General features: G+C 47.3%; 16 protein-coding genes. 11 read left to right on the top strand and 5 right to left on the bottom strand.

Annotation, left to right across the window (positions count from 1 at the left end):
• Positions 1-47: 47 nt before the first annotated feature.
• The 4 genes from ACUVJL_RS01785 to clpP all read left to right on the top strand — a co-directional run bounded on the left by ACUVJL_RS01785 (position 48) and on the right by clpP (position 2,558).
• Positions 48-1,262: an acyltransferase family protein gene (locus ACUVJL_RS01785; RefSeq protein WP_445244276.1), complete on the top strand. Its 1,215-nt coding sequence runs from the start codon at positions 48-50 to the stop codon at positions 1,260-1,262.
• A gap of 199 nt (positions 1,263-1,461) precedes the next feature.
• Entirely contained in the window at positions 1,462-1,674 is a 213-nt protein-coding gene (locus ACUVJL_RS01780; protein WP_445244275.1) for a hypothetical protein, read from the top strand.
• Positions 1,664-1,906: a hypothetical protein gene (locus ACUVJL_RS01775; protein ID WP_445244274.1), complete on the top strand. Its 243-nt coding sequence runs from the start codon at positions 1,664-1,666 to the stop codon at positions 1,904-1,906. Before ACUVJL_RS01780 ends, ACUVJL_RS01775 begins: the two co-directional genes overlap by 11 nt.
• A 19-nt stretch (positions 1,907-1,925) precedes the next feature.
• A complete protein-coding gene (clpP, locus tag ACUVJL_RS01770; protein WP_333077590.1) occupies positions 1,926-2,558 on the top strand; it encodes an ATP-dependent Clp endopeptidase proteolytic subunit ClpP in 633 nt (210 codons plus the stop codon).
• 234 nt (positions 2,559-2,792) lie between these two features.
• Here clpP and ACUVJL_RS01765 read toward each other — a convergent pair whose 3' ends face one another.
• Complete coding sequence (locus ACUVJL_RS01765; RefSeq protein WP_445244273.1) at positions 2,793-3,788, bottom strand: hypothetical protein; 996 nt, start codon at positions 3,786-3,788, stop codon at positions 2,793-2,795.
• 877 nt (positions 3,789-4,665) lie between these two features.
• Between ACUVJL_RS01765 and ACUVJL_RS01760 the strand changes: the two genes are divergently transcribed.
• The 4 genes from ACUVJL_RS01760 (at position 4,666) to ACUVJL_RS01745 (ending at position 9,641) form a co-directional block, all read left to right on the top strand.
• Positions 4,666-7,032 carry a ribonuclease R family protein gene (locus ACUVJL_RS01760; protein ID WP_445244298.1) on the top strand — a complete coding sequence of 789 codons (2,367 nt, stop codon included), beginning with the start codon at positions 4,666-4,668 and terminating at the stop codon, positions 7,030-7,032.
• Positions 7,033-7,429: 397 nt separating this feature from the next.
• The gene (locus ACUVJL_RS01755; protein ID WP_445244272.1) at positions 7,430-8,050 is read left to right on the top strand and encodes a flavin prenyltransferase UbiX; all 621 of its coding nucleotides are present in this window, start codon (positions 7,430-7,432) and stop codon (positions 8,048-8,050) included.
• Positions 8,051-8,182: 132 nt separating this feature from the next.
• Positions 8,183-9,067 carry a LapA family protein gene (locus ACUVJL_RS01750; protein WP_445244271.1) on the top strand — a complete coding sequence of 295 codons (885 nt, stop codon included), beginning with the start codon at positions 8,183-8,185 and terminating at the stop codon, positions 9,065-9,067.
• A gap of 22 nt (positions 9,068-9,089) precedes the next feature.
• Entirely contained in the window at positions 9,090-9,641 is a 552-nt protein-coding gene (locus ACUVJL_RS01745) for a shikimate kinase (RefSeq protein ID WP_445244270.1), read from the top strand.
• Positions 9,642-10,600: 959 nt separating this feature from the next.
• Here the strand turns inward: ACUVJL_RS01745 and ACUVJL_RS01740 are convergent.
• Both ACUVJL_RS01740 and ACUVJL_RS01735 read right to left on the bottom strand, forming a co-directional pair.
• The gene (locus ACUVJL_RS01740) at positions 10,601-11,044 is read right to left on the bottom strand and encodes a hypothetical protein (RefSeq protein WP_445244269.1); all 444 of its coding nucleotides are present in this window, start codon (positions 11,042-11,044) and stop codon (positions 10,601-10,603) included.
• Positions 11,045-11,108: 64 nt separating this feature from the next.
• Positions 11,109-11,513, bottom strand: coding sequence for an NIL domain-containing protein (locus ACUVJL_RS01735; RefSeq protein WP_006635751.1), 405 nt, complete (start codon positions 11,511-11,513; stop codon positions 11,109-11,111).
• A 177-nt stretch (positions 11,514-11,690) separates the two neighbouring features.
• On the opposite strand from ACUVJL_RS01735, the gene ACUVJL_RS01730 reads away from it, so the two are divergent.
• From ACUVJL_RS01730 to ACUVJL_RS01720, 3 genes are all read left to right on the top strand, one after another.
• Positions 11,691-12,293 (top strand): thioredoxin family protein, encoded by a 603-nt coding sequence (locus ACUVJL_RS01730; protein WP_445244268.1) that lies wholly within the window; start codon positions 11,691-11,693, stop codon positions 12,291-12,293.
• Positions 12,294-12,728: 435 nt separating this feature from the next.
• Entirely contained in the window at positions 12,729-15,956 is a 3,228-nt protein-coding gene (locus ACUVJL_RS01725; protein ID WP_445244267.1) for an efflux RND transporter permease subunit, read from the top strand.
• 630 nt (positions 15,957-16,586) lie between these two features.
• Positions 16,587-18,734, top strand: coding sequence for an RtcB family protein (locus tag ACUVJL_RS01720; RefSeq protein ID WP_445244266.1), 2,148 nt, complete (start codon positions 16,587-16,589; stop codon positions 18,732-18,734).
• 119 nt (positions 18,735-18,853) lie between these two features.
• Here the strand turns inward: ACUVJL_RS01720 and ACUVJL_RS01715 are convergent, their stop codons facing one another.
• Positions 18,854-19,225: a DUF4278 domain-containing protein gene (locus ACUVJL_RS01715; protein WP_445244265.1), complete on the bottom strand. Its 372-nt coding sequence runs from the start codon at positions 19,223-19,225 to the stop codon at positions 18,854-18,856.
• Positions 19,226-19,468: 243 nt separating this feature from the next.
• The gene (locus tag ACUVJL_RS01710) at positions 19,469-19,813 is read right to left on the bottom strand and encodes a phospholipid-binding protein (protein ID WP_445244264.1); all 345 of its coding nucleotides are present in this window, start codon (positions 19,811-19,813) and stop codon (positions 19,469-19,471) included.
• Positions 19,814-20,348 lie beyond the last annotated feature (535 nt).

Genomic DNA, 20,348 nt, shown 5'->3' with positions numbered 1-20,348 from the left:
TATTTTTTCTTTCTTCCCTCGAACCTCTTCCTTCTCCCTTCTCCCCCATGCGCTTAAAATCCCTTGATGTTTTTCGCGGAATTGCGATCGCCTCGATGATTCTAGTCAACAACCCCGGCAGTTGGGAACAGGTGTATCCGCCACTAGAGCACGCAGAATGGCACGGCTGTACGCCGACAGACTTAGTATTTCCCTTTTTCCTGTTCATCGTTGGCTGTGCGATGTCTTTCTCGCTGTCAAAATACAGTCAAACTGCTAAAAAATCCGGCGCCGCAAAATCCCAATTGTTAGAAACAGAGGCACAAAAAAACGCTGATAAAAAACCTGCTTCCTGCTTCCTTCTTCCTGCTTCAAATATTTACTGGCGAATTGCGCGCCGCGCCGCGATTCTATTTATATTAGGATTGCTGCTAAATACATCTTCGATCGCCCTTGACGTACTTCTCAACAGCGCCCCCGTGGAAAACTTCGGTAAAATCCGGATCATGGGAGTATTGCAGCGCATCGGCTTAGCTTATTTTATCAGTGCGATCGCCGTTCTCAACCTTTCCCCCCGCAATCAAAAACTGCTCGCTGTTGCCGTGCTTTTGGGCTATTGGGGTGCATTAACCGTATTTGCTGTAGGGGGGTACACTGCCGGCGAGCTCACGCCAGAAGGGAATTTAGGAGGATATGTCGATCGGCTAATTCTCGGTAGCCAACACCTGTACAAAGGAGGCCCCTTCGACCCGGAAGGATTGTTGAGCACTTTACCCGCAGTTGTCACAGTCCTCACAGGCTACTTTACCGGAGAATGGCTGCGAGTACAGCAAATCAAAACCCGCACCAGTATCAACTTAGCAATCTGCGGCCTCAGTTGCGTGGTAATCGGCCACTTGTGGGGATTTTTATTTCCGATCAACAAACAACTTTGGACAAGTTCTTATGTAGTTTTTACTGCTGGTTGGGCCTTGCTATTGCTAGCAGCTTGCTACGAAACAATAGAAGTGCGGGATTGGAAATGGGGGAGGCCGTTTGAAATCATGGGAGTGAATGCAATTTTCCTGTTTGTTGCTTCCGGTATAGTTGCCAGAATTCTCTTAAAAACTCATATCGGCAGCGGGGAAACTGCTGCAACTACCTACACTTGGATTTACGAAAACTGGTTTTTGCCGTGGGCGGGGCCGCTGAATGGTTCTCTAGCGTTTGCCGTGACTGCGGTATTATTTTGGTGGTTAATTTTGTATGGAATGTACCGCCGTGGTTGGGCGATTAAAATTTGAGTAGTCAGCAATAAGTAAGCCTGCCTAAAAAAATAGAATAACCAGATACCCCAGATACCGGACTTCTTGAAGAAGTCCGGTATCTAAGAGCTAGTCGGTCTTGACATCCACAGCCTTTGGCCGTTAACGTTTGAAAAAAGTGTTTCAATGTTGAAAAGGAGAGAGCAATGGCGGAGCTTACGGTGGCGATCGTGTTCTGATGGCTCTTTTGCAAATCCTGTCGGCTCGTCTGAGCCAAGTGAATTGTCTAGTCTTTCATAGGAGTGATGCTATAGGAAGCGAAAATCTTGCAACGGCTCAACAAATAGTCGATCGGGATTTAGTACCTGATAATTCACCCGTTAAAGTTTCAGCTTTGGTAGAAAAGATTCATGCGATGGAATTCCCGTGGGGATTTAGCGATGGAAACTAACAGGCTATTCGAGCCAAGTGATACCTGGACTGAGGAAGATTGTCTCGATGTCACAACCTTTTCTTTGTTGATTGATGTCGGCTTCCTCAACATCGATCGCCTGCGGGATCGGAAATCCGATCGCACACCCGCCACAACTTCGACAAAATACGGCCCCAACCCCGCCCAGATCAAGGATTTTGCCGATTTTTGGCACGCACGCCACCGATCGCTAACTATAACTGAGCCCTAATCGCTAAAATTAAAAAAAGATACGTAATAGGCAGGCCCGGTCAATGATCCCAACAGTTATAGAACAATCCGGTCGCGGCGAACGCGCCTTTGACATCTACTCGCGACTCCTGCGCGATCGCATCGTCTTCTTGGGCCAACAGGTTGACTCTGACTTGGCTAACCTGATCGTTGCCCAATTGCTATTTTTAGACGCCGAAGACCCGGAGAAAGATATTTACCTCTATATCAACTCCCCAGGGGGTTCGGTAACAGCAGGTATGGGCATTTTTGACACGATGAACCACATCCGCCCCGACATTTGCACTATTTGTCTCGGTTTGGCTGCCAGCATGGGCGCTTTTCTGTTGAGTGCCGGCGCTAAAGGCAAGCGGATGAGTTTGCCTCACTCCCGGATTATGATCCACCAACCTCTAGGCGGAGCTCAAGGCCAAGCAACCGATATTGAAATTCAGGCCAAAGAGATTTTGTACCACAAACGCCGCCTGAACGAACATCTTGCCAACCATACCGGTCAGCCACTTTCCCGCATTGAAGAAGATACCGAACGGGATTTCTTCATGTCCGCTGAAGAAGCAAAGGACTACGGATTAGTCGATCAAGTGATCGATCGCCGTCCTTCCGCCAGCAGACCGATCGCCGCTGTCGTCTAAATAAAAAGTTAAAAATCAAAAATGGGGAAATATTCTTCATTTTTGATTTTTAATTTTTAATGGTCATATAGCAGTTTTCAGTTGAATGAATTACAGATATCGGGCGCTGGACACGGCGCCGTGCCCCGTGTCCCTACTGTATTTCATAGAATTGAAAACTGCTATATGTAGCTCCCTATAAAAAACATCACACCTAGCAACCCATTTCTTTAGGGGCAGTGCGGACCGAGCACCCTACATAATTACGTCGGGCAAAGATTCGAGATATTGCAGGAAGTCGAGCAATTCTACTTGATTTAAGAAATGGCGCGCTTCTTTGCCATAACCTTGTTTGAGATAATCTTTTCCTTGGCTGGGATTCCACTTCAACCGCTGGATTTCCTCAGTGGTTCTGCTGTAGATTTCCAGATATTCTAGGAAGTCCCCCAACTGTTCGCTAGAAAGCTCTCTCTGGGACGACTTGCCGTAATTGTGTTCGAGACAGTCAGTTTCTTGTTTCTTAGTCCATTTCAAGCGCCTGAGGATTGCCTCTATCTGGGCGATCGTATCAGAATTATCCTCGATCGCATCGCTCGGGATTCCCACCGCGATCGGTTGCAATTCCCTGACGGAGGCCGCACCCTGTAGCACTTCACTTTGGCTACCAGCAGGCACATCCAGTTCCGGAAGCGGTTCCCCGTAGCTGGAAGAAAGCCAAGCGTCCGAGTCTAACTGCTTCGGTACAAATCCACTACCCTCGGCCCGATCGACCTTCGGCGGCAGCGGTTCCGGTACAGGTGCGATCGGCTCTTCATTTAATTTCGCTTCCGTCTTGACAAAATTGCTTTGATGCGGTACAGGCAATTTGTCTGCAACAGGCATTTCTAGAACAGGAAGAGGAGCAAGAGCAGGCCCAACCGGAACGGGAACAGCATCGGTGGGGGGAACAGGAGCAACCGGAGCAACTGGAGCAACCGGAGCAACTGGAGCAACCGGAGCAACCGGAGCAACCGGAGCCGGAGAAACACTCGCGATCGCACGATCGGGCGCAGCAAATCCGAGGACAGCGATCGCTCGCAACCGGGCGCGGTCTTCAGCATCCTCAACAGACTCAGCAGCAGACATAGCCGTAGCAAGAGTTTTGCCGTCAACCTGAACCAGACAGCGAACAACAAACTTACCGTGATGAACAGTCAGCAACTCACAGATTAACTGTCCAGCGGGATAAAGGGCGCGAAATTCAGCAAACATAATTTTTTGACCCCGAAACCAGAAGGGGCTTATGACTTAAGTGTAGTACAGCGAGAGAGAAAACAATTTTCTGAAAGCACATATTCAACATACAATAAATTAAAGGTGAGTCATCCGCGCAACCTTTCACGCCACTAAACCCCATCCCACATCCAGCGGTTTAAGCTAAGAAGCATCGGGCGTCATTTCTATCTATAGGAGATGACACAGCAACTAAGCAAAAGTAGTAAAAGTCTCCGGTTTTGTGTACCTTGCACTTTCTACAGCATAGATTGCTCCCGACCCGCTCGTTGCACCTCCGTCCGCAAGGGCAGATCGCGTGCAAAAAACAGGGGCATTGCAGCAGCGAGGTACTAGCAATTTTGCCTCGATCCGGTAAATTCTTTGCTAAAGCAAGAGGCAAGAGGCACTTCAAAAGGAAGAAGGAACAAGGCAGAAGGAACAAGGCAGAAGGAAGAAATGCAAATTTTCTCCATCTGCATCCCTCCATCGGCTCATCCTCGACTCAAGCCGTAGCTTTCAGTATCGAGCCATCTTTTAAGAACCGACAGGGGCTTTATAATTCGCGAAGTGCTCGGCGCTGCTGACCTAAAAGCAAATAAACCAATGCTAAAAAATTGTATTGGGTAATAGCGTGCGGAACTGTTTTCTGCACCGTCAGCAGTCAGTTCAAGACAGACAGCAGACAAATAGCACGGATCCGGTGTCGGGAGAGAATCTCAAAAAATCCTCGCGATCGAACAAGGTGGCTGTGCTCGCGTCTCCACCTATTAACCCGCGCATTTGTTGGGAAGCAGGCACAGCGAGGGCCCGAGGGGGTGCGGGTGATTTCGCCAAAATAAGACTAATTGCTGGAAACAAGAGGATCGATCGCTACATGGAATTTTCTATCGCTGCACTGCTGGCAAATTTTACAGAAGACAAATTAGTGGCCCCTAAAGCATTGGAGAAAAAACTCGACTGCAACGACGCCACCAGTCAACTCAAACTTCAAATCGCATTAGAAGCTCTAGAGAAAATTGGCATATTAGTCAAAGACAAAGGCCGCTATCGCCGAGTAGCTGAAGACGACGTAGTAGAAGCAAAACTGCGCTGTTCGAGCAAAGGATTTTGCTTTGCTATTCAAGACGCCGAAGGCTCAGAAGACGTTTACGTGCGGGAAAGTCACCTCTCGACAGCTTGGAATGGCGATCGAGTCTTAGTCAAAATCATCAAAGAAGGTAGCCGCCGCCGCTCGCCCGAAGGCGAAGTCATGCTCATCCTCGAACGCGCCAACCCCTCGGTACTGGCGCGAGTCAAGCAAACCTCCACTCCCACCGGCCGCCTCAGCTACAGAGCAATTCCCCTGGACGATCGCCTGCTGTTTGAACTAGACTTGCTCGCAAACGGCACAAATCTCCAAGAGGCGATCGACCACCTAGTACACGTCGAAGTCAAACGCTACCCCCTCGGCACCCATCGGCCAGTCGGCAAAGTAGTACAGGTACTCGGTTCCGACGCCGAAGCCGCTGACGACCTCGACATCGTATGCTGCAAACACGACTTGCCACGATCCTTCCCCGCCGCCGTCATCAAAGCAGCCGAAAATTTGCCCAGCAAAGTCAAAAAAACCGACCTCAAAAAACGGCTAGACTTGCGTAACATCCTGACTGTTACCTTCAGCAAAAACGAACCGGGAACAACCAACAGCCAAAACGATGCCCCCCAAGCCCAGGAGGAAAATCTCTCCGAGCCAGCAGCCGAAAACGAGTTTGACCCGACATCATTCCTGTCCGATCCACCAGTGGAACGCGCTTTGTCGATCGAAACCCTGAAGTCCGGCGGCTGGCAAGTAGGAATCCACATCAGCGACGCCGCCGAGTACGTGCAGCCAGAAACCCCGATCGACCGCGAAGCCCGCAAGCGAGGCACCGCCGCCCATCTGGGAGAAAAAATCATCGCCGTACTGCCAGAAATCCTCAACGAGCGCTGCTCTCTGCTGCCAGATACCGAACGGCTAGCCTTCAGCATACTGCTCACCCTAGACGAATCAGGAGAACTCCTAGAATACGAAATTCAAACTAGCGTCATTCAAATTGACTACCACCTCACCTACGAGCAAGCTCAAGCAATTCTCGAACCAAGCGATGCCGAAGAGCACCCTTTATCCTCCGCCCTCCGTCCTTTCCTCGAGCAAATCTCGGCTGCCTCACAGGCTGCCAGACACGCAAGGCTCAAGCGAGGAGCTTTTGAACTAAATTTGCCCGACGCTAACTCTCACTTCGACGACGAAGGCGAATTAGGAGCTTTTGCAGTCGCTCCCCCCACCCAGTCGGCTGTCTCCGAGTTGGTGGTACTCGCCAACCAAGCTGTCGCCACTCACCTGCAAGCCTTGGGAGTCCCAGCAATCTACCGCGTCCAGCCGATGCCAGACCCGGCAGACATTCAAGAGTTCATCAAACTCTCCAACAACCTCGGAGGCGAACTGTATCTCGAAAGCGAAGAAGAAGTTCTGCCCTTTGACTTTCAGCGATTTACCCAGCAGTTTGCCGGGCTGAAGTCCGAAAGAGTTCTCACCTATCTGCTAGAGGACACCATGAAGCCCGCTGTTTACAGCACAACTCCCAAGCCGCACTTCGGTTTGGCGCTGTCAGAGGGTTACACGCGCTGCACTTCGCCGCTTTCCCGCTACGCCGATTTGCTGGTGCTGCGGGTGTTGCAAGCGGTGTTCGAGCAAGGCCGCAGCAGCCGCACTACCAGGGCTAAGGAAAAAGTTGACTTGCACCATTCCTCCTGTCACGGTCAAATTACTTGGAACGTTCTCCCGCCAGATTTGCACCACGAATTTGAGACGGAGTTGGCATCGGTAGTAGTACACCTAACCGAACGCGAAAGGGTTGCTGAAGACGCTGAAAGCGATTTGCAGGGATTGAAGAAAACCGGATTGATGAAAGAACGCACCGGCCAAACTTTCCAGGGTTTGATTACAGGGGTGCAATCTTACGGTTTCTTTGTGGAAATTGAGGTGCGGCCACCCGAGAGCGACATCCTGCGTGTTGAGGGATTGGTGCACGTTTCTTCGCTGAAGGATGACTGGTACGAATATCGATCGCGCCAGCAAACTCTGGTGGGCCGCAAAAACCGCAATCAGTACCGTTTGGGCGATCGGGTAGAAGTTCAAGTCAAGAGTGTTGACTACTACCGCCAGCAAATTGATTTAGTTGCAGTTGGTGGTGGCAGCCAAGCTTTTGATGATGATGAATAATCAGTTGACAGTTGACAGTTAACTTTTATCAATACTTAGTTGTCATGGTCTAGCAACTAAGTATTAATAAGTTGGCTGCCAACTCTACTCAGCAATCATCAAAAAATAATTAATGGCTAATATCCAATCCGGTAGCATCGTCGGGCGTCAAATCCAGTCAAAACTCAACAATCACGGACGGTGCCACCGGAATTTCTATAATTTATCTGCGTTAATCTGTGTTAATCTGCCTGTATCTGCGGTGAAAAAAAAAATAATTTGTTAACCGCAGATGACAATGGATGGACGCTGATTCACGCAGATTAAGAGAAGAGAGATATGAATAATTCCGATGCTAACAGATTTGATCTAACAACTAATTACTAACAACTGTCAACCGTAAACTAACAAATAACTAATGACGAATAACAACCCCCTCATTGTAGGAGTTACGGGTGCATCGGGACTGATTTATGCGGTGCGAACTCTGAAGTTTCTCTTGGAGGCCGATCGAGCTATTGAACTGGTCGCTTCTAAGTCTACTTACATGGTTTGGCAAAGCGAACAGAACATCCGGATGCCGGCAGAACCGACTCTGCAAGAGGAATTCTGGCGGGAACAAGCAGGAGTACCCACAGCAGGTAAACTCCGGTGTCATCCGTGGCAAGATGTCGGTGCTAATATTGCTAGTGGCTCGTTTCGCACCCAAGGGATGATGATTATTCCCTGTAGCATGAGTACACTAGGCAAGTTGGCGGCTGGCTTGAGCTCGGATTTGCTCGAAAGAGCGGCTGACGTTCAACTCAAGGAAGGGAGAAAATTGGTACTTGTGCCTCGGGAAACGCCTTTTAGCTTGATTCACTTGCGGAATTTGACTACCTTGGCAGAAGCTGGAGCTAGAATTGTGCCAGCGATTCCCGCTTGGTATCACAATCCGCAAACTATTGAAGATTTGGTAGACTTTGTGGTGGCTCGCGCTTTAGACCAGTTGGGGGTTGATTGCGTTCCTCTCAAACGCTGGAAGGAAGATGTCAGTTGACAGTTGACAGTTGACAGTTGACAGTTGGCAGTTGACAGTTGACAGTTGACAGTTGACAGTAACAACCAATAACCAATAACCAATAACCAATAACTGACAACTGACAACAAACAAATTCTTAATATTTTTAATATGCGTCCTGTTTTTTTGCTAGTGATTGTGGTAGGGCTAACTATTTTTGCCCTGCAAAATGTCGAGCCGGCATTATCGCTGGTGTTTTTGGGTGTTCGATCGCCTGCTGTGCCCTTATCTATCTGGATTTTGCTGAGCATGGCGGTGGGATCTCTCACATCTTTATTGATTTCTGGTTTGCTGGCTTTTTCAAATTATCTATCTGCAACGCGAGACCGCAACGGCAGATCCAGTCGCAGCCGTCCCGATACTTTCCCAGAGGACAGCAGAACGCCTTACACGCCACCTCCCCCTCCTAGAAAACAGGAAATTGACCCGGATCTGAATAGGGAAAATAGTCAAACTCAGGCTGCAGGTTCCTATCGAACTGAGTACGGCACGTCGGCGGGTTACAGTGCCCGGACTTTCTACCAAGAAACTCCGAACCCGGATGTGGCGAAGGATTACGCTCAACCGGGGATCGATCGAGTCGCAGACGATGAGGACGATTGGGTTTCTGATGGCTCAAAATCCGGCTCTCAAGGTGGCGATGATGATTGGGGGGACGATCGCGATTTTCCCGCCGAACCTGGGGTAACTGACGTTGCAGGGGCAAATCCGAGGGATTACGAAGCTAAACAGGAACCGAAAAGCCAGTCTTGGGCTGGCTCGGTATACTCTTACGGCTATCGAGATCCAAACCAGTCTGGGGTGGGGCAAACTGAGTCTGTATACGATGCAGACTATCGGGTGATCGTTCCCCCGCAAGAGGCGATACCTCAACCCGCCGATCAAGCACCGAAAACTCCTAGTGCAGAAACAGAGGATGATTGGGGATTGGATGAGGATGATGAGTTTGAGGACGACGATCGCCCCAGTGGCGGATCGATTAACCTGAAAAAATAGAAAAATATGGGAGGGTTTGGCGGTGGATTTGTTGAGGGGAGTGAATATCTATCTCGTTGGGATGATGGGTGCGGGAAAAACAACGGTGGGGCGGCTTTTGGCAAAAACATTAAAATACCGTTTTTTTGATACTGATGAACTAATTGTTCGAGTGGCTAATCAGTCAATTGCTGAGATTTTCGATCGAGAAGGGGAAGAGGCTTTTCGGGAACTAGAAACTAAAGTGCTCGGTGAGTTGTCTGCTTATAAAAATTCGGTCGTGGCTACGGGCGGCGGCATTGTGGGGCGATCGATGAATTGGGGTTACTTGCACTACGGTGTAGTGGTCTGGCTGGATGTCCCTGTAGATCAACTGTACGCTAGACTGGGTTCGGACACCGCTCGACCGCTACTGCGGGAGGGCGAGCTCAAATCTAAGCTGCAAAGCCTTTTGAACGAGCGAGAGCGTTTCTACACTCAAGCAGATGTCCGAGTTTGCATTCGTGGAGGCGAAAGGCCTGAAGAAGTTGCGCGTCGGGCGATCGAGGAAATCAAAAAAGTTATCAAACCAGAAACCGCGCCCGATCTCAATTGATACATTCAGAAACCGAGTTTCTGAGAAAATAACAGGTTTCTAAGGACTTTTGATACCAGTTCCAAAAAACAATGCAACCATAGGCAAGTTCCAAACCACAAGCTTCCTCAGTCATTCCCGAAATCTAAAATCTAACATCTAAAATCTAACATCGTATGACTTCGATAAAAATAGTGGTTTTTGCCGCTCGTGTGTCCGTTTAACCGCGCCATGTTTGGGAATCAACCGGGTTTGAGTGGATGCGATGCGTAAGTTTTATAAGTATGAGGATGTGGTGATGCGGAGATTTTATACAAAAACTAATGGCAGACTCGTTTGATGCGTTAAAGTCGGCTATTGAGTTCTCCCTAAAAATAAAATGGCCCCACCGCTGAAGGGCTGTAGGGCGCAAGGACAGTTAAACGCTAACTTGATTGTCGGGAAATTTAGCATTGATGCTATCCTCCTATGTGACGATTTTACGATCGTCCATTCACTCAACAACTCTCCCGTATCAAAAAATGTAACCCAGCACCGATCGAATTCAAACTGTCCTATTCTAAAAACAATACCTCATGCATTCTGACGAGCAGCTCTCTAAAGCTGCTTTTTTATTGCGATCGAGTTTTTGGCTGCCAGACTTGCGGGATCTTGGGAATAACATTTTTAGCAACAGTCGCTACACCTCAATACTGCCATAGCGGTTTTCAGTTCCACTCCAGGTTCGTGGGTAATTGGTAATTGAGAATTGGGAATTGGTAATTGGGAATTACTAACGCGCAACGGGGAATCGACCATTGACAAGCTGTACCTCACCCGGCTTGAAAACTGCTATGATTGCGGCGCGGAAGGGGGCATTAATCCGGGGGTGGGGGATTGAAAAAAAATGAGCTGTATTTATCGATCGGCGATTTGATAATTTTCGGCTAAATATCCGTTGCGAGTTGTAGAATTTGGTTGGGTGAATTTCCCGTTCCCCATTAAGAGAATACCAGCCTGCCGGTTTTTAACGCAAACTCGATCGCTCCGCCTAACCCCACACCTGCTAAAGAAATGGTAGTTAATACTACAAAAGCCCGCCAATTTTTCCAACCAGATACTTGAATATCGAGTCTTGCCAAAACTCCTGCTGAAATCAAGAGTAAACAAGTAGCAAAAAGGTGCAGCCAGGCAAAAACTACCACTGCCAGAAAAGCTCCTAGAATAATAGCAAGAAAAGCACCCATATCACTCGAAAACCACCCCCTAATTAAGGCTTTTGTGTTTCTCATCGGGAACGACAAAAATATATCCAACACTAAAATTGAAGCTAGGGCTACAAACCAAGTCTGGTGCGGGGGAACATCAAACTCAGTTAATTTCCAGCCCAAGGTGAAATAACTAACAAAAAGTAGAGTTAAGGAAACCCAAGATTTTTTTTTCATCCGATGGGGAAATTAGGATAACCAGGAAAATAAAGATGATGATCCCGATGAGTTTGTACAGGGCCTAGAGGTTAGTAGAAATAGCTTGCACGGGACAGGTAGGGATGCACTGCTCGCACACGATACACCGCGATCGAGCAAAACTTAGTTTAAAGCTTTCTGGATCAAGGGTCAAGGCTTCTGTCGGGCAAACCCCCGTACACAAACCGCAGTGAACGCAGATATCTTCGTCTATGAGTATTTCCCGACTGGCTAGGGAAACGCCGATATTTTGCGATCGCATCCAGTCGATCGCCGCTTCTAGTTGGTCGATGTCCCCTGATAACTCTAGCACCAGTTTGCCCACTTGGTTCGGAGCCACCTGAGCGCGGATAATGTTGGCTGCAACATTAAAATCCTTTGCCAGTCGATAGGTGACAGGCATTTGGATCGATCGTTGGGGAAACGTCAGTGTTACCCGTTTTTTCACCCTGCAAGTCCTCGGTAATTTACAAACAATCTTTGTTATCTTATGTTTTAGCGCACTTGGTCTAATTCTGGCCTCTTCAAAAATTTTTATGAGATTGGTCTGATTATCTCAAAATGTGGTATAATCTTAATTTATTATTAAGAATAAAAACCTAGAAATAAAACAGCAATCTATTTTATGACCCAGAATTCGCCCAACTCAACAGTCGCCCCCGCCGCCAAAAATCCCGAAACAAAAGTCGCCACGCGCCTGAGAAACTTATTGATCGTGTTAGCAGCGATCGCCCTTTCAATATCCATATTCTTCGGGCTGCGAACTCAAACGCCGACAACAACCCTCACCGAAATGGCAAAAGCCTCCGCACCGCTAGAAACAGCTTTAGCAAACGGCAAGCCGACGCTGATGGAATTTTACGCTAATTGGTGTACTAGCTGTCAGGCAATGGCTAACGATCTGAGCGAAATCAAACAGAAATATGCCGAACCGCTGAATTTTGTAATGTTGAATGTAGACAATGACAAATGGCTGCCAGAAATCACAAAATATCGAGTAGACGGCATTCCGCACTTTGTCTATTTGAACGACAAAGGCAGCGCCGTTGCTGAAACGATAGGCGAAATGCCGCGCAGTATTATGGAAGGTAACTTAGAAGCTTTAATTGCAGGAAAACCTCTGCCCCACGTCCAAGCTGGCGGTCAAGTTTCTAATTTTACTCCCCCCACAGAACCTGTGAAAACAAGTAGCTCCGACCCCCGCGCCCACGGCAGTCAAGTACAGTAAATGAAGGAAGTTCGGCAACGGATTCTGTAACGGATGTAACGGATGTCAGGAAGAAGGAACAAGGAAGAAGGAAGAAGGAAAAGGGAAAAGGGAAGAAGACTTTAGGAACAGGCAAGATGCCTGTTCCACAACAAATAAACTTTCTTGTGGAACAGGCATCTTGCCTGTTTTTGATTGCGATAACTTACAGAGATTAAAAAGCCCCTCGCAACTTCTCTCGCTCTCTATTTTGGGCGATCGACTACCTCTAAAGAAATATTCACAAAAACTTTGGGGAAAATTTATTAAGATTTATTATACTCCTCGTAAGGTGCGTCAGTAGATATTCTCTCACCCCCGAGAGAAATTCAAGACAGAGGCAGCCTACTAGAATTAGTCTGACTGACTGGGTAAACTTTTCAAATCTAAAATCTAAAATCTAAAATCTAAAATCAAATGACCGCCGATAAACCCGGATTCAGCATTAGCGCGACCGCCATTCGCCGCCATATCGGCACCCTCATGCTGACACTTGCCATTATAGTCGTGGGCATTTTCTACATCACCCAACTGCCCGTTGACTTGCTGCCCTCCATCACCTATCCCCGCATCAGCGTGCGCTTAGACGCCCCCGGAGTCTCCCCAGAAGTCGCCGTTGACGAAATTACCCGCCCCCTCGAACAAGGACTTTCAGCAACAGAAGGAGTCACGCAAGTTTTCTCCCGGACCCGCGAAGGACAAGTCAGCGTCGATTTATTCTTTAGACCGGGCGGCGATATTGACCAAGCCCTCAACGACGCTACAGCCTCCGTCAACCGCATTCGCAACCGACTTCCCGATACAGTTGAATCGCCAAATCTGTTTAAATTTGACCCTTCTCAACAGCCGGTTTACGAATTTGCCCTGACTTCAGACTCGCGCCAAGGCGTAGATTTGCGGGTATTTGCCGATGAAGAATTGGCCAGGGAAATAAACGTGATTCCCGGAGTCGCTTCCGTTGACATTTCCGGTGGCGTTCAAGAAGAAATTCAAGTTAATATTGACCTGAATCGGCTGCAAAGTTTAGGAGTTAATCTTAACGACGTTTTTAATGCTTTGCGCGATCGCAATTTAGACACTTCCGGCGGTCGGCTGCGACAAGAATCAAACGAACCGCTGGCGCGGACAATCGGCCGCTTTAAAACAGCCTCTGAAATTGCAAGTCTTTCCTTTCAAGTATCTGGTTCCAACCCGCCCAAACGAGTTTACCTGCGCGATTTTGCCAAAGTCAATGACGGTACAGAAGAACAGCGAGTCAAAGTTTTTCTCAATCAAAAACCTGCCGTTAAAATTAGCATTTTGAAACAGCCGGACGCCAACACCATTACTGTTGTGGATGGAGTGAAGAATCGCATCAAAGAAATGCAGGAGTCAGGCTTAATTTCGGCAGACATGACCGTAGTTACGACCTTAGACGAATCCCGATTTATCCGCAATTCCTTAGCCGATGTGACTAATTCGGGAATTTCCGGCGCAGTCCTCGCCGCGATCGCAGTTTTGTTCTTTTTAGGTTCCCTGAGACAAACCCTGATTATCTCTCTGACTATTCCCCTGTGTACTCTAGCAGCCATTATTTTAATGCGGCTGTTCGGCTTGTCGCTGAACTTGTTTAGTTTAGGCGGTTTAGCGTTAGGAATCGGTCAGGCGATCGACACCAGCGTAGTTATTTTAGAAAATATTGTAGTCGGTCTAGACAGCAACCCTCATCTGAAAAAAGGCAGAATCAAAGATCGAAAAGAACGCACAATAGAAGAGTCTGTATTGCGGAGTGAAGAAGTAGAATCAGCAATGGTTGCCTCAACAGCCGCCAACTTAGTATCAGTGCTGCCATTTTTGCTGATTGGCGGCTTCTTTTCGCTGCTATTTAACGAATTAATTTTGACAATTAGCTTTGCAGTAGCAGCGTCTCTGCTAGTAGCTTTAACTGTAGTGCCGATGCTGACTTCTCGCTTGATGGGAATGTCTTATTCCAGCGGTATCAATAAGTTCGGGCCGATAAAACATTTTAACCGCGGCTTTGAAAACGGTACGCGTGCCTACGGTTCAATGCTGTCAAAAGTTCTGGGTTTGCGGTTAATTATCATTGCACTCGCTTTTGTGATTTTAGGCGGCGGCACTTGGGTAATGGCAGGTCAAATCCCCCAAGAAATTTTGCCGAGAGTTAATACAAGTCAAGCCCGATTATTTGCTTTGTTTCCTCCGGGTACTAACTTGGAAACAAATCAAAAAGTGGTTGCCGCCGCCGATAAACTTCTGCTCGCACAGCCAGAAACAGCGTACACTTTAACGACAGCGGGAGGGCTGCTTTTCGGCAACAATACAATTGAAAATTTGCTCAGAGGAAGCAGCACAATTACGCTAAAACCAGGTACGAATACCATCGCTTTTACGGAAAGAATGACTGAGGAGTTAAAGAAAATTGACCTTCCTAAAGGAACTCGCCTCCGGCTAGTTCCCGAATCGATTAGGGGTTTAGTTTTAACTAATTCCCCAGTGCGGGGCGGCGAAATTGATGTGGTGGTTCAGGGGCCAACTGAAGAAGTATTGCAGCAAGCAGGTCGTCAGATATTAAAAGAATTAGATGAGAAGGTAAAGTTAGCTCGGTTTCGCCCGGACGGAGACGCGCCGCAGTCAGAAGTGCAAATTCGTCCAGACTGGGAAAAGGCCTCTGTGTACGGGCTGACGGCCCAAGACATTGGGGAGACAATTCAGACAGCAATTGAAGGTGCTGTTCCGACTCAATTGCAGCGGGGAAACCGCTTGGTAGATGTGCGGGTGCAGTTCGATCGCACTTCTGTAAAAAATACTTCCCAACTCGGACAAATTCCCTTATCTGGCGGCAATAATAGTATCATCCGTTTAAGCGATGTGGCAAATATTACGATCGGCAAAGCACCGGGAGAAATTCAGCGTCTCAACCAGCGGCAAGTTTTCTTAGTTGTAGGAAACTTGAATAAGGGTGCAAGTCTCGGCGATGCTGTCCAGCAAGTCGATGCAGTTTTAGCAGAAATGAAGTTGCCGCGAGGAGTAAGCATTGTGCCGAGTTCGGCTGCTGAAACTAATCAGCAATTGCAAACTTCTCTAAAACTTTTGGGCGGATTGGCGACTTTTTTAGTGTTTGTAGCGATGGCGGTGCAGTACAATTCCCTGGTTGACCCGCTGGTGATTTTGCTGACAGTGCCGCTGGCGTTGGCGGCGGGAGTATTCGGGCTTTATGTGACCAAAACTGCGATCGGTGCGACGGTGATGATCGGTGCAATTTTGCTAGTGGGAATTGTGGTGAATAACGGCATCATTATGCTCGAGTTGGCGAACCAAATTCTCGAAGACGAAAAGGTCGATCGCACAACAGCAATTCTCAGGGCGGCACCTCAGCGCTTGCGGCCGATTTTGATGACAACTATTACTACAGTTTTGGGTTTGTTTCCCCTAGCTTTGGGAATTGGAGAGGGTTCGGAGTTTCTGCAACCTTTGGGTGTGGTGGTGTTTTCCGGTTTGTCGCTGGCAACTTTGCTGACGCTGTTTATTATTCCCTGTTTCTATATTTTGCTGCACGACTTCTTTGGGATGTTTGCAGAGAAGAAGAAGCCGCAGACAGTTGCTATTCCCGTGCAGAAGGCGGCGAGAAAGACTCCGAATTTGTAAAATCCTGAGATTTTACACCATTTTTAAGAACAGGCAAGATGCCTGTTCCACAAAGAATGAGTTTTCTTGTGGGGTGGGCATCCTGCCGAACAGGCAGGATGCCTGTTCCACAAAGAATGAGTTTTCTTGTGGGGTGGGCATCCTGCCCGCCCATAAAAGGCTGACTGAAAATGATGCAAGATTTTAGTTTTAACCGACTGTAGAAAATATGAGCCAGAACAGGCAGGATGCCTGTTCCACAAAACAAGGGAAAGTGCGATCGATTTTAGTCCTCTTTGAGAGGACTTTTGCTATAAGACAGGGGTTTTCAACCCCTGCGGGACTGTCGGACTGCGGAACTCACAAATAATACCGGTACTGTACTTGATGTTCAGTTGAGACGCCTAGAATTAGTCAATAATATCAACTCCGCTAGCATCGTCGGGCGTAAAATCGAATCAACAGTCAATACTCAACTACCCCGTCAGTTTTTCGACTGACAGTTAACAGTCAACAGTCAACAGTCAACAGTCAACAGTCAACAATAATTCCGGTGCAACCGGAATTGATATAAGGTGTGTTTGACATCCAAAAACTTCTTATGCTACAATAATACTACATAATAACCTGGCAAAACAAACTTAAACAAAAATGCCCTACGAAAAATTAGACATATCAGCCCCGAAACCAGTATTATCTTGGGCAAATCACGCCCTGGGCGAAAAAGAAACCAAGATGACGGCAAACGTAGCATCTTTGCCCTTTGTATTTAAACACGTCGCACTAATGCCGGATGTACATTTAGGCAAAGGTGCTTTAGTCGGTTCAGTAATTGCCACAAAAGAAGCGATTATTCCGGCTGCTGTGGGCGTGGATATTGGCTGCTTTACTGATGATACACAAATTCCTCTAGTTGATGGCAAATCTTATGCGATCGGGGAACTGGCTAGGAGTCAAAAAGAATTTTTTATCTACTCCTGTACAGAAACAGGCCGAATTGTTGCTGCTAAGGCTACAGCCAAATTAACTAGAAACAATGCCGAACTGGTTAAAGTGGTACTGGATAATGGAGAAGAAATCAAATGCACTCCCGATCATCAATTCATGTTGCGGAATGGTGAATACCGAGAAGCGCGGGACTTGACAACTGGAACGTCATTGATGCCCTTTTATTCCAAAGTAGATAAGGATGGGTATACCTTAGTACAGCAAAACTATTCAGGTAGATGGCAGAAAGCTCATTGGATGATTGCTCGTTGTGGTTTGTTAGGAGACATACCATCTTTCCACAATCAGAGAACTGTGATTCATCACAAAAACTTTGATACCGCAGATAATAGACCCGAAAATTTAGAATTCATGGGTAATAATGATCACTCGGCCTATCACCGCTCATTGGTTGATAGAAACACCTATTGGCAATCCCTGGAATTTGAACTGAAAAGAAAGCAAGCCCTAGCTGATAAAGCTCAAACCTCAGACGGACACAGATATTATGCAGAACGCGGAACGAAAAATCTCCTTAAGTATATGGAGAACAATCCCCAACACTTCAGAGAGTCAGTTGCAGGGAATGGCGAACGAGGAAAGCAGTATCTAATTAATTACAATCAGAGTGAAAATGGTAAAGCAAAGAGTAAAGAAATTGCTAATCGGCTATACCCTTGTGAGACTTGTGGAGATAAAATTAAAACTCCTATCGGACTTCACAATCATCGGAAAAATCAGCACGGCTACAACCACAAAGTAGTTGATATTATTCCTTTAGTTGAAAAGGAAGATGTCTATTGCCTAACAGTTCCAGAATACGGCAACTTTGCGTTAACTGCGGGAGTATTTGTCCATAACTGCGGTATGATGGCTGTGAAAATGCCTTTCACCGCCAACAAATTAGAAGGCAAACTCAAACAAATTCGACTCGATATCGAAGCGGCGATTCCTGTGGGATTTGCCGAAAACAAAGAAGTAGAAAAAACTGTCACTAACTGGCAAAAATGGGGTGAATTTAAGGAACTTCATCAAGGTGTGCAGCATCAAAACAATAAAGCCTTAAAACAAATGGGTTCCCTCGGCGGCGGCAATCATTTTATTGAGGTTTGCGTTGATACTGAAAACTTTGTTTGGCTGATGCTGCATTCCGGTTCTCGCGGCATTGGAAATTTGCTCGCACAGCAGCACATCGAGACTGCTAAAGATTTAGCTAAACTGGCAGAAATTAATCTGGCTGACAAAGATTTGGCTTATTTTGTAGCGGGTACGCGGGAGTTTGCGGCTTACTGGCACGATTTGCAGTGGGCGCAAGATTATGCTCGTTTTAATCGCGATGTAATGATGAATCGGTTTAAGCGAATTGTGGAAAAGCACGTCGCGGGAGGCAAATCTGTTAAGCCGTTATTAGAGGTGAATTGCCACCACAATTACGCGGAAAAAGAGGTGCATTTTGGGGAAGATGTGTATGTTACTCGCAAGGGTGCCGTGCGCGCGGATGTTGAGGATTACGGGATTATTCCGGGTTCGATGGGGGCGAAGTCTTTCATTGTTAAGGGTAAAGGTAATGTTGAAAGTTACTGTTCCTGTTCTCACGGTGCGGGGCGCTTGATGTCTCGCACTCAAGCGAAGAATGTATTCACTCTCGATGATTTGGTGCGGCAGACTGAGGGGGTTGAGTGCCGGAAAGATGAGCAATTTTTAGATGAAATTCCGGGGGCTTATAAGCCGATTGATGAGGTGATGAGTCAGCAGTCGGATTTGGTGGAAGTTGTGGCGACTTTGAAGCAGGTGGTTTGTGTCAAGGGTTGACAGAAACTGGTTTATTTGTATTTCACTTAGCTGAAAATTGCTTTATGGGAAGAGGGGGGAAATCAAGCCGCTGTTGATTTCCCCCTCTTGACAAACGCTTTGTTTTCTGATGCTTTTCTCTAACAGACCATCTGTCTCGACTCAATTTCTAGCAAGCGCAGCAGTCTTTCATCGCCCTTGGCCTTGGCTGCTTCCTTTCTACGATCGAGAATATTGCAAATATTCGCCCGGTGGACTTGCGCCACATCCACAACTGTTGGGTAAGATTTAACCGTCGCTGGGGCGCTAGCTGCTGCGAGATTCCCATCGCCAGCTTGAGAATCTTGCTTTTTGGTATAGTTTGGGCCGCCGGATTTTTGGGGGACGGGAATGTGTCTCGGATAGCGATAGTTCCAGTTTTGGCCCCGATATTTGCCCGCGACTTCGCCTTCGATCATATCGACAGTCGGAATGTCGTACTCGTAGTTTGCGCCGCGATAAGTGAGTTTCATATTTTTTGATCCTTATATGTATGGAGATAAAAAGGGCAGTCAGGTCAGCTTGGGTTTTCTTCGCTAAAACTTTTTTAGTTTCTGTATTCAATTATACTGTTTTTTCAGATGAATCCGTTAAGTTTACAAAAATTTAATATTTTGAGGGGGAGAGGGCAGGAAAAAACCCGCCGCAGCGGGTTTAATCGAGCTTTTGACTAATTCGAGCCACACCCGGAGCGAAACTGCTTCGGTTCCGAAGAACTACCCGACTGTCACCTGATCGGTTTGCACGTTTGTTGCGCCTTCTTCCGCAGAGGCGATCGCCACCAACTTGTCGAGAATTTCCTGACTCGCAACTTGACCTTTGAGAACAACCGTACTGCTGAGCTGAGCAACCCAAACAGTATCGATATCCGCAACTTCTGGATCGCCGTCAAAAGCTAAAGCAACCCGCTTCGCCAAGCCGCTTTCGTCAAAAACTCCCTCGGGGCCGACTTTAGCAGGATCGATGGAATTCGCTTGGGCTGCTTCCTGTACTACTTGTGCCATCGGTTGAGCCTGCTCTTGAGGCTTTTCGAGTCCGAACAGTCTTTTAAACCAACCCATAGTATTTGAGTCTCCTGAAAATACACTTTTTCCAAGATAGCTCTAGAATTCCCCAAGACTGGTAATTGTTGCAAAACTCAGCGAAATTTATCAAAATGTTTTGCCGGAAGACTTTCACAATCTAAAATTTTTAATGGTATCTAGATGTTGATGTTGCTATTTGATGTATAGGACGATCGCTAGGCCACCGATAGCAGGCGCGTAGTCGAAGTAGTTCCCACTCTCACATTGAAAAAACTGCACAGCGCGCCAGAATACCTTCCCGGTTTGTTTAACTACCGGGGACATCTCGTGCCATCGTAGACCCGTCCCAAATGATATAGGAACGGCGGCCCGCGCTTACTTCGGGGTAGTCCTGTATCAGTAGCGATCCGATTTGATGTAATATCAATTCCGGTTGCACCGGAATTATAGTTGACTGTTGACTTTGACTGTTAACGGTCAGTCGAAAAACTGACGGGGTAGTTGAGTATTGACTGTTGATTCGATTTTACAATTCTGATGCTAGCGGAGTTGATATAATATCGTTTCCGGT

This window comes from Microcoleus sp. OTE_8_concoct_300 (assembly GCF_031383065.1).
Taxonomy (GTDB): domain Bacteria; phylum Cyanobacteriota; class Cyanobacteriia; order Cyanobacteriales; family Microcoleaceae; genus Microcoleus.
The sequence above is the reverse complement of the archived record's forward strand: the minus strand, read 5'-3'. Positions and strand labels throughout refer to the sequence as shown.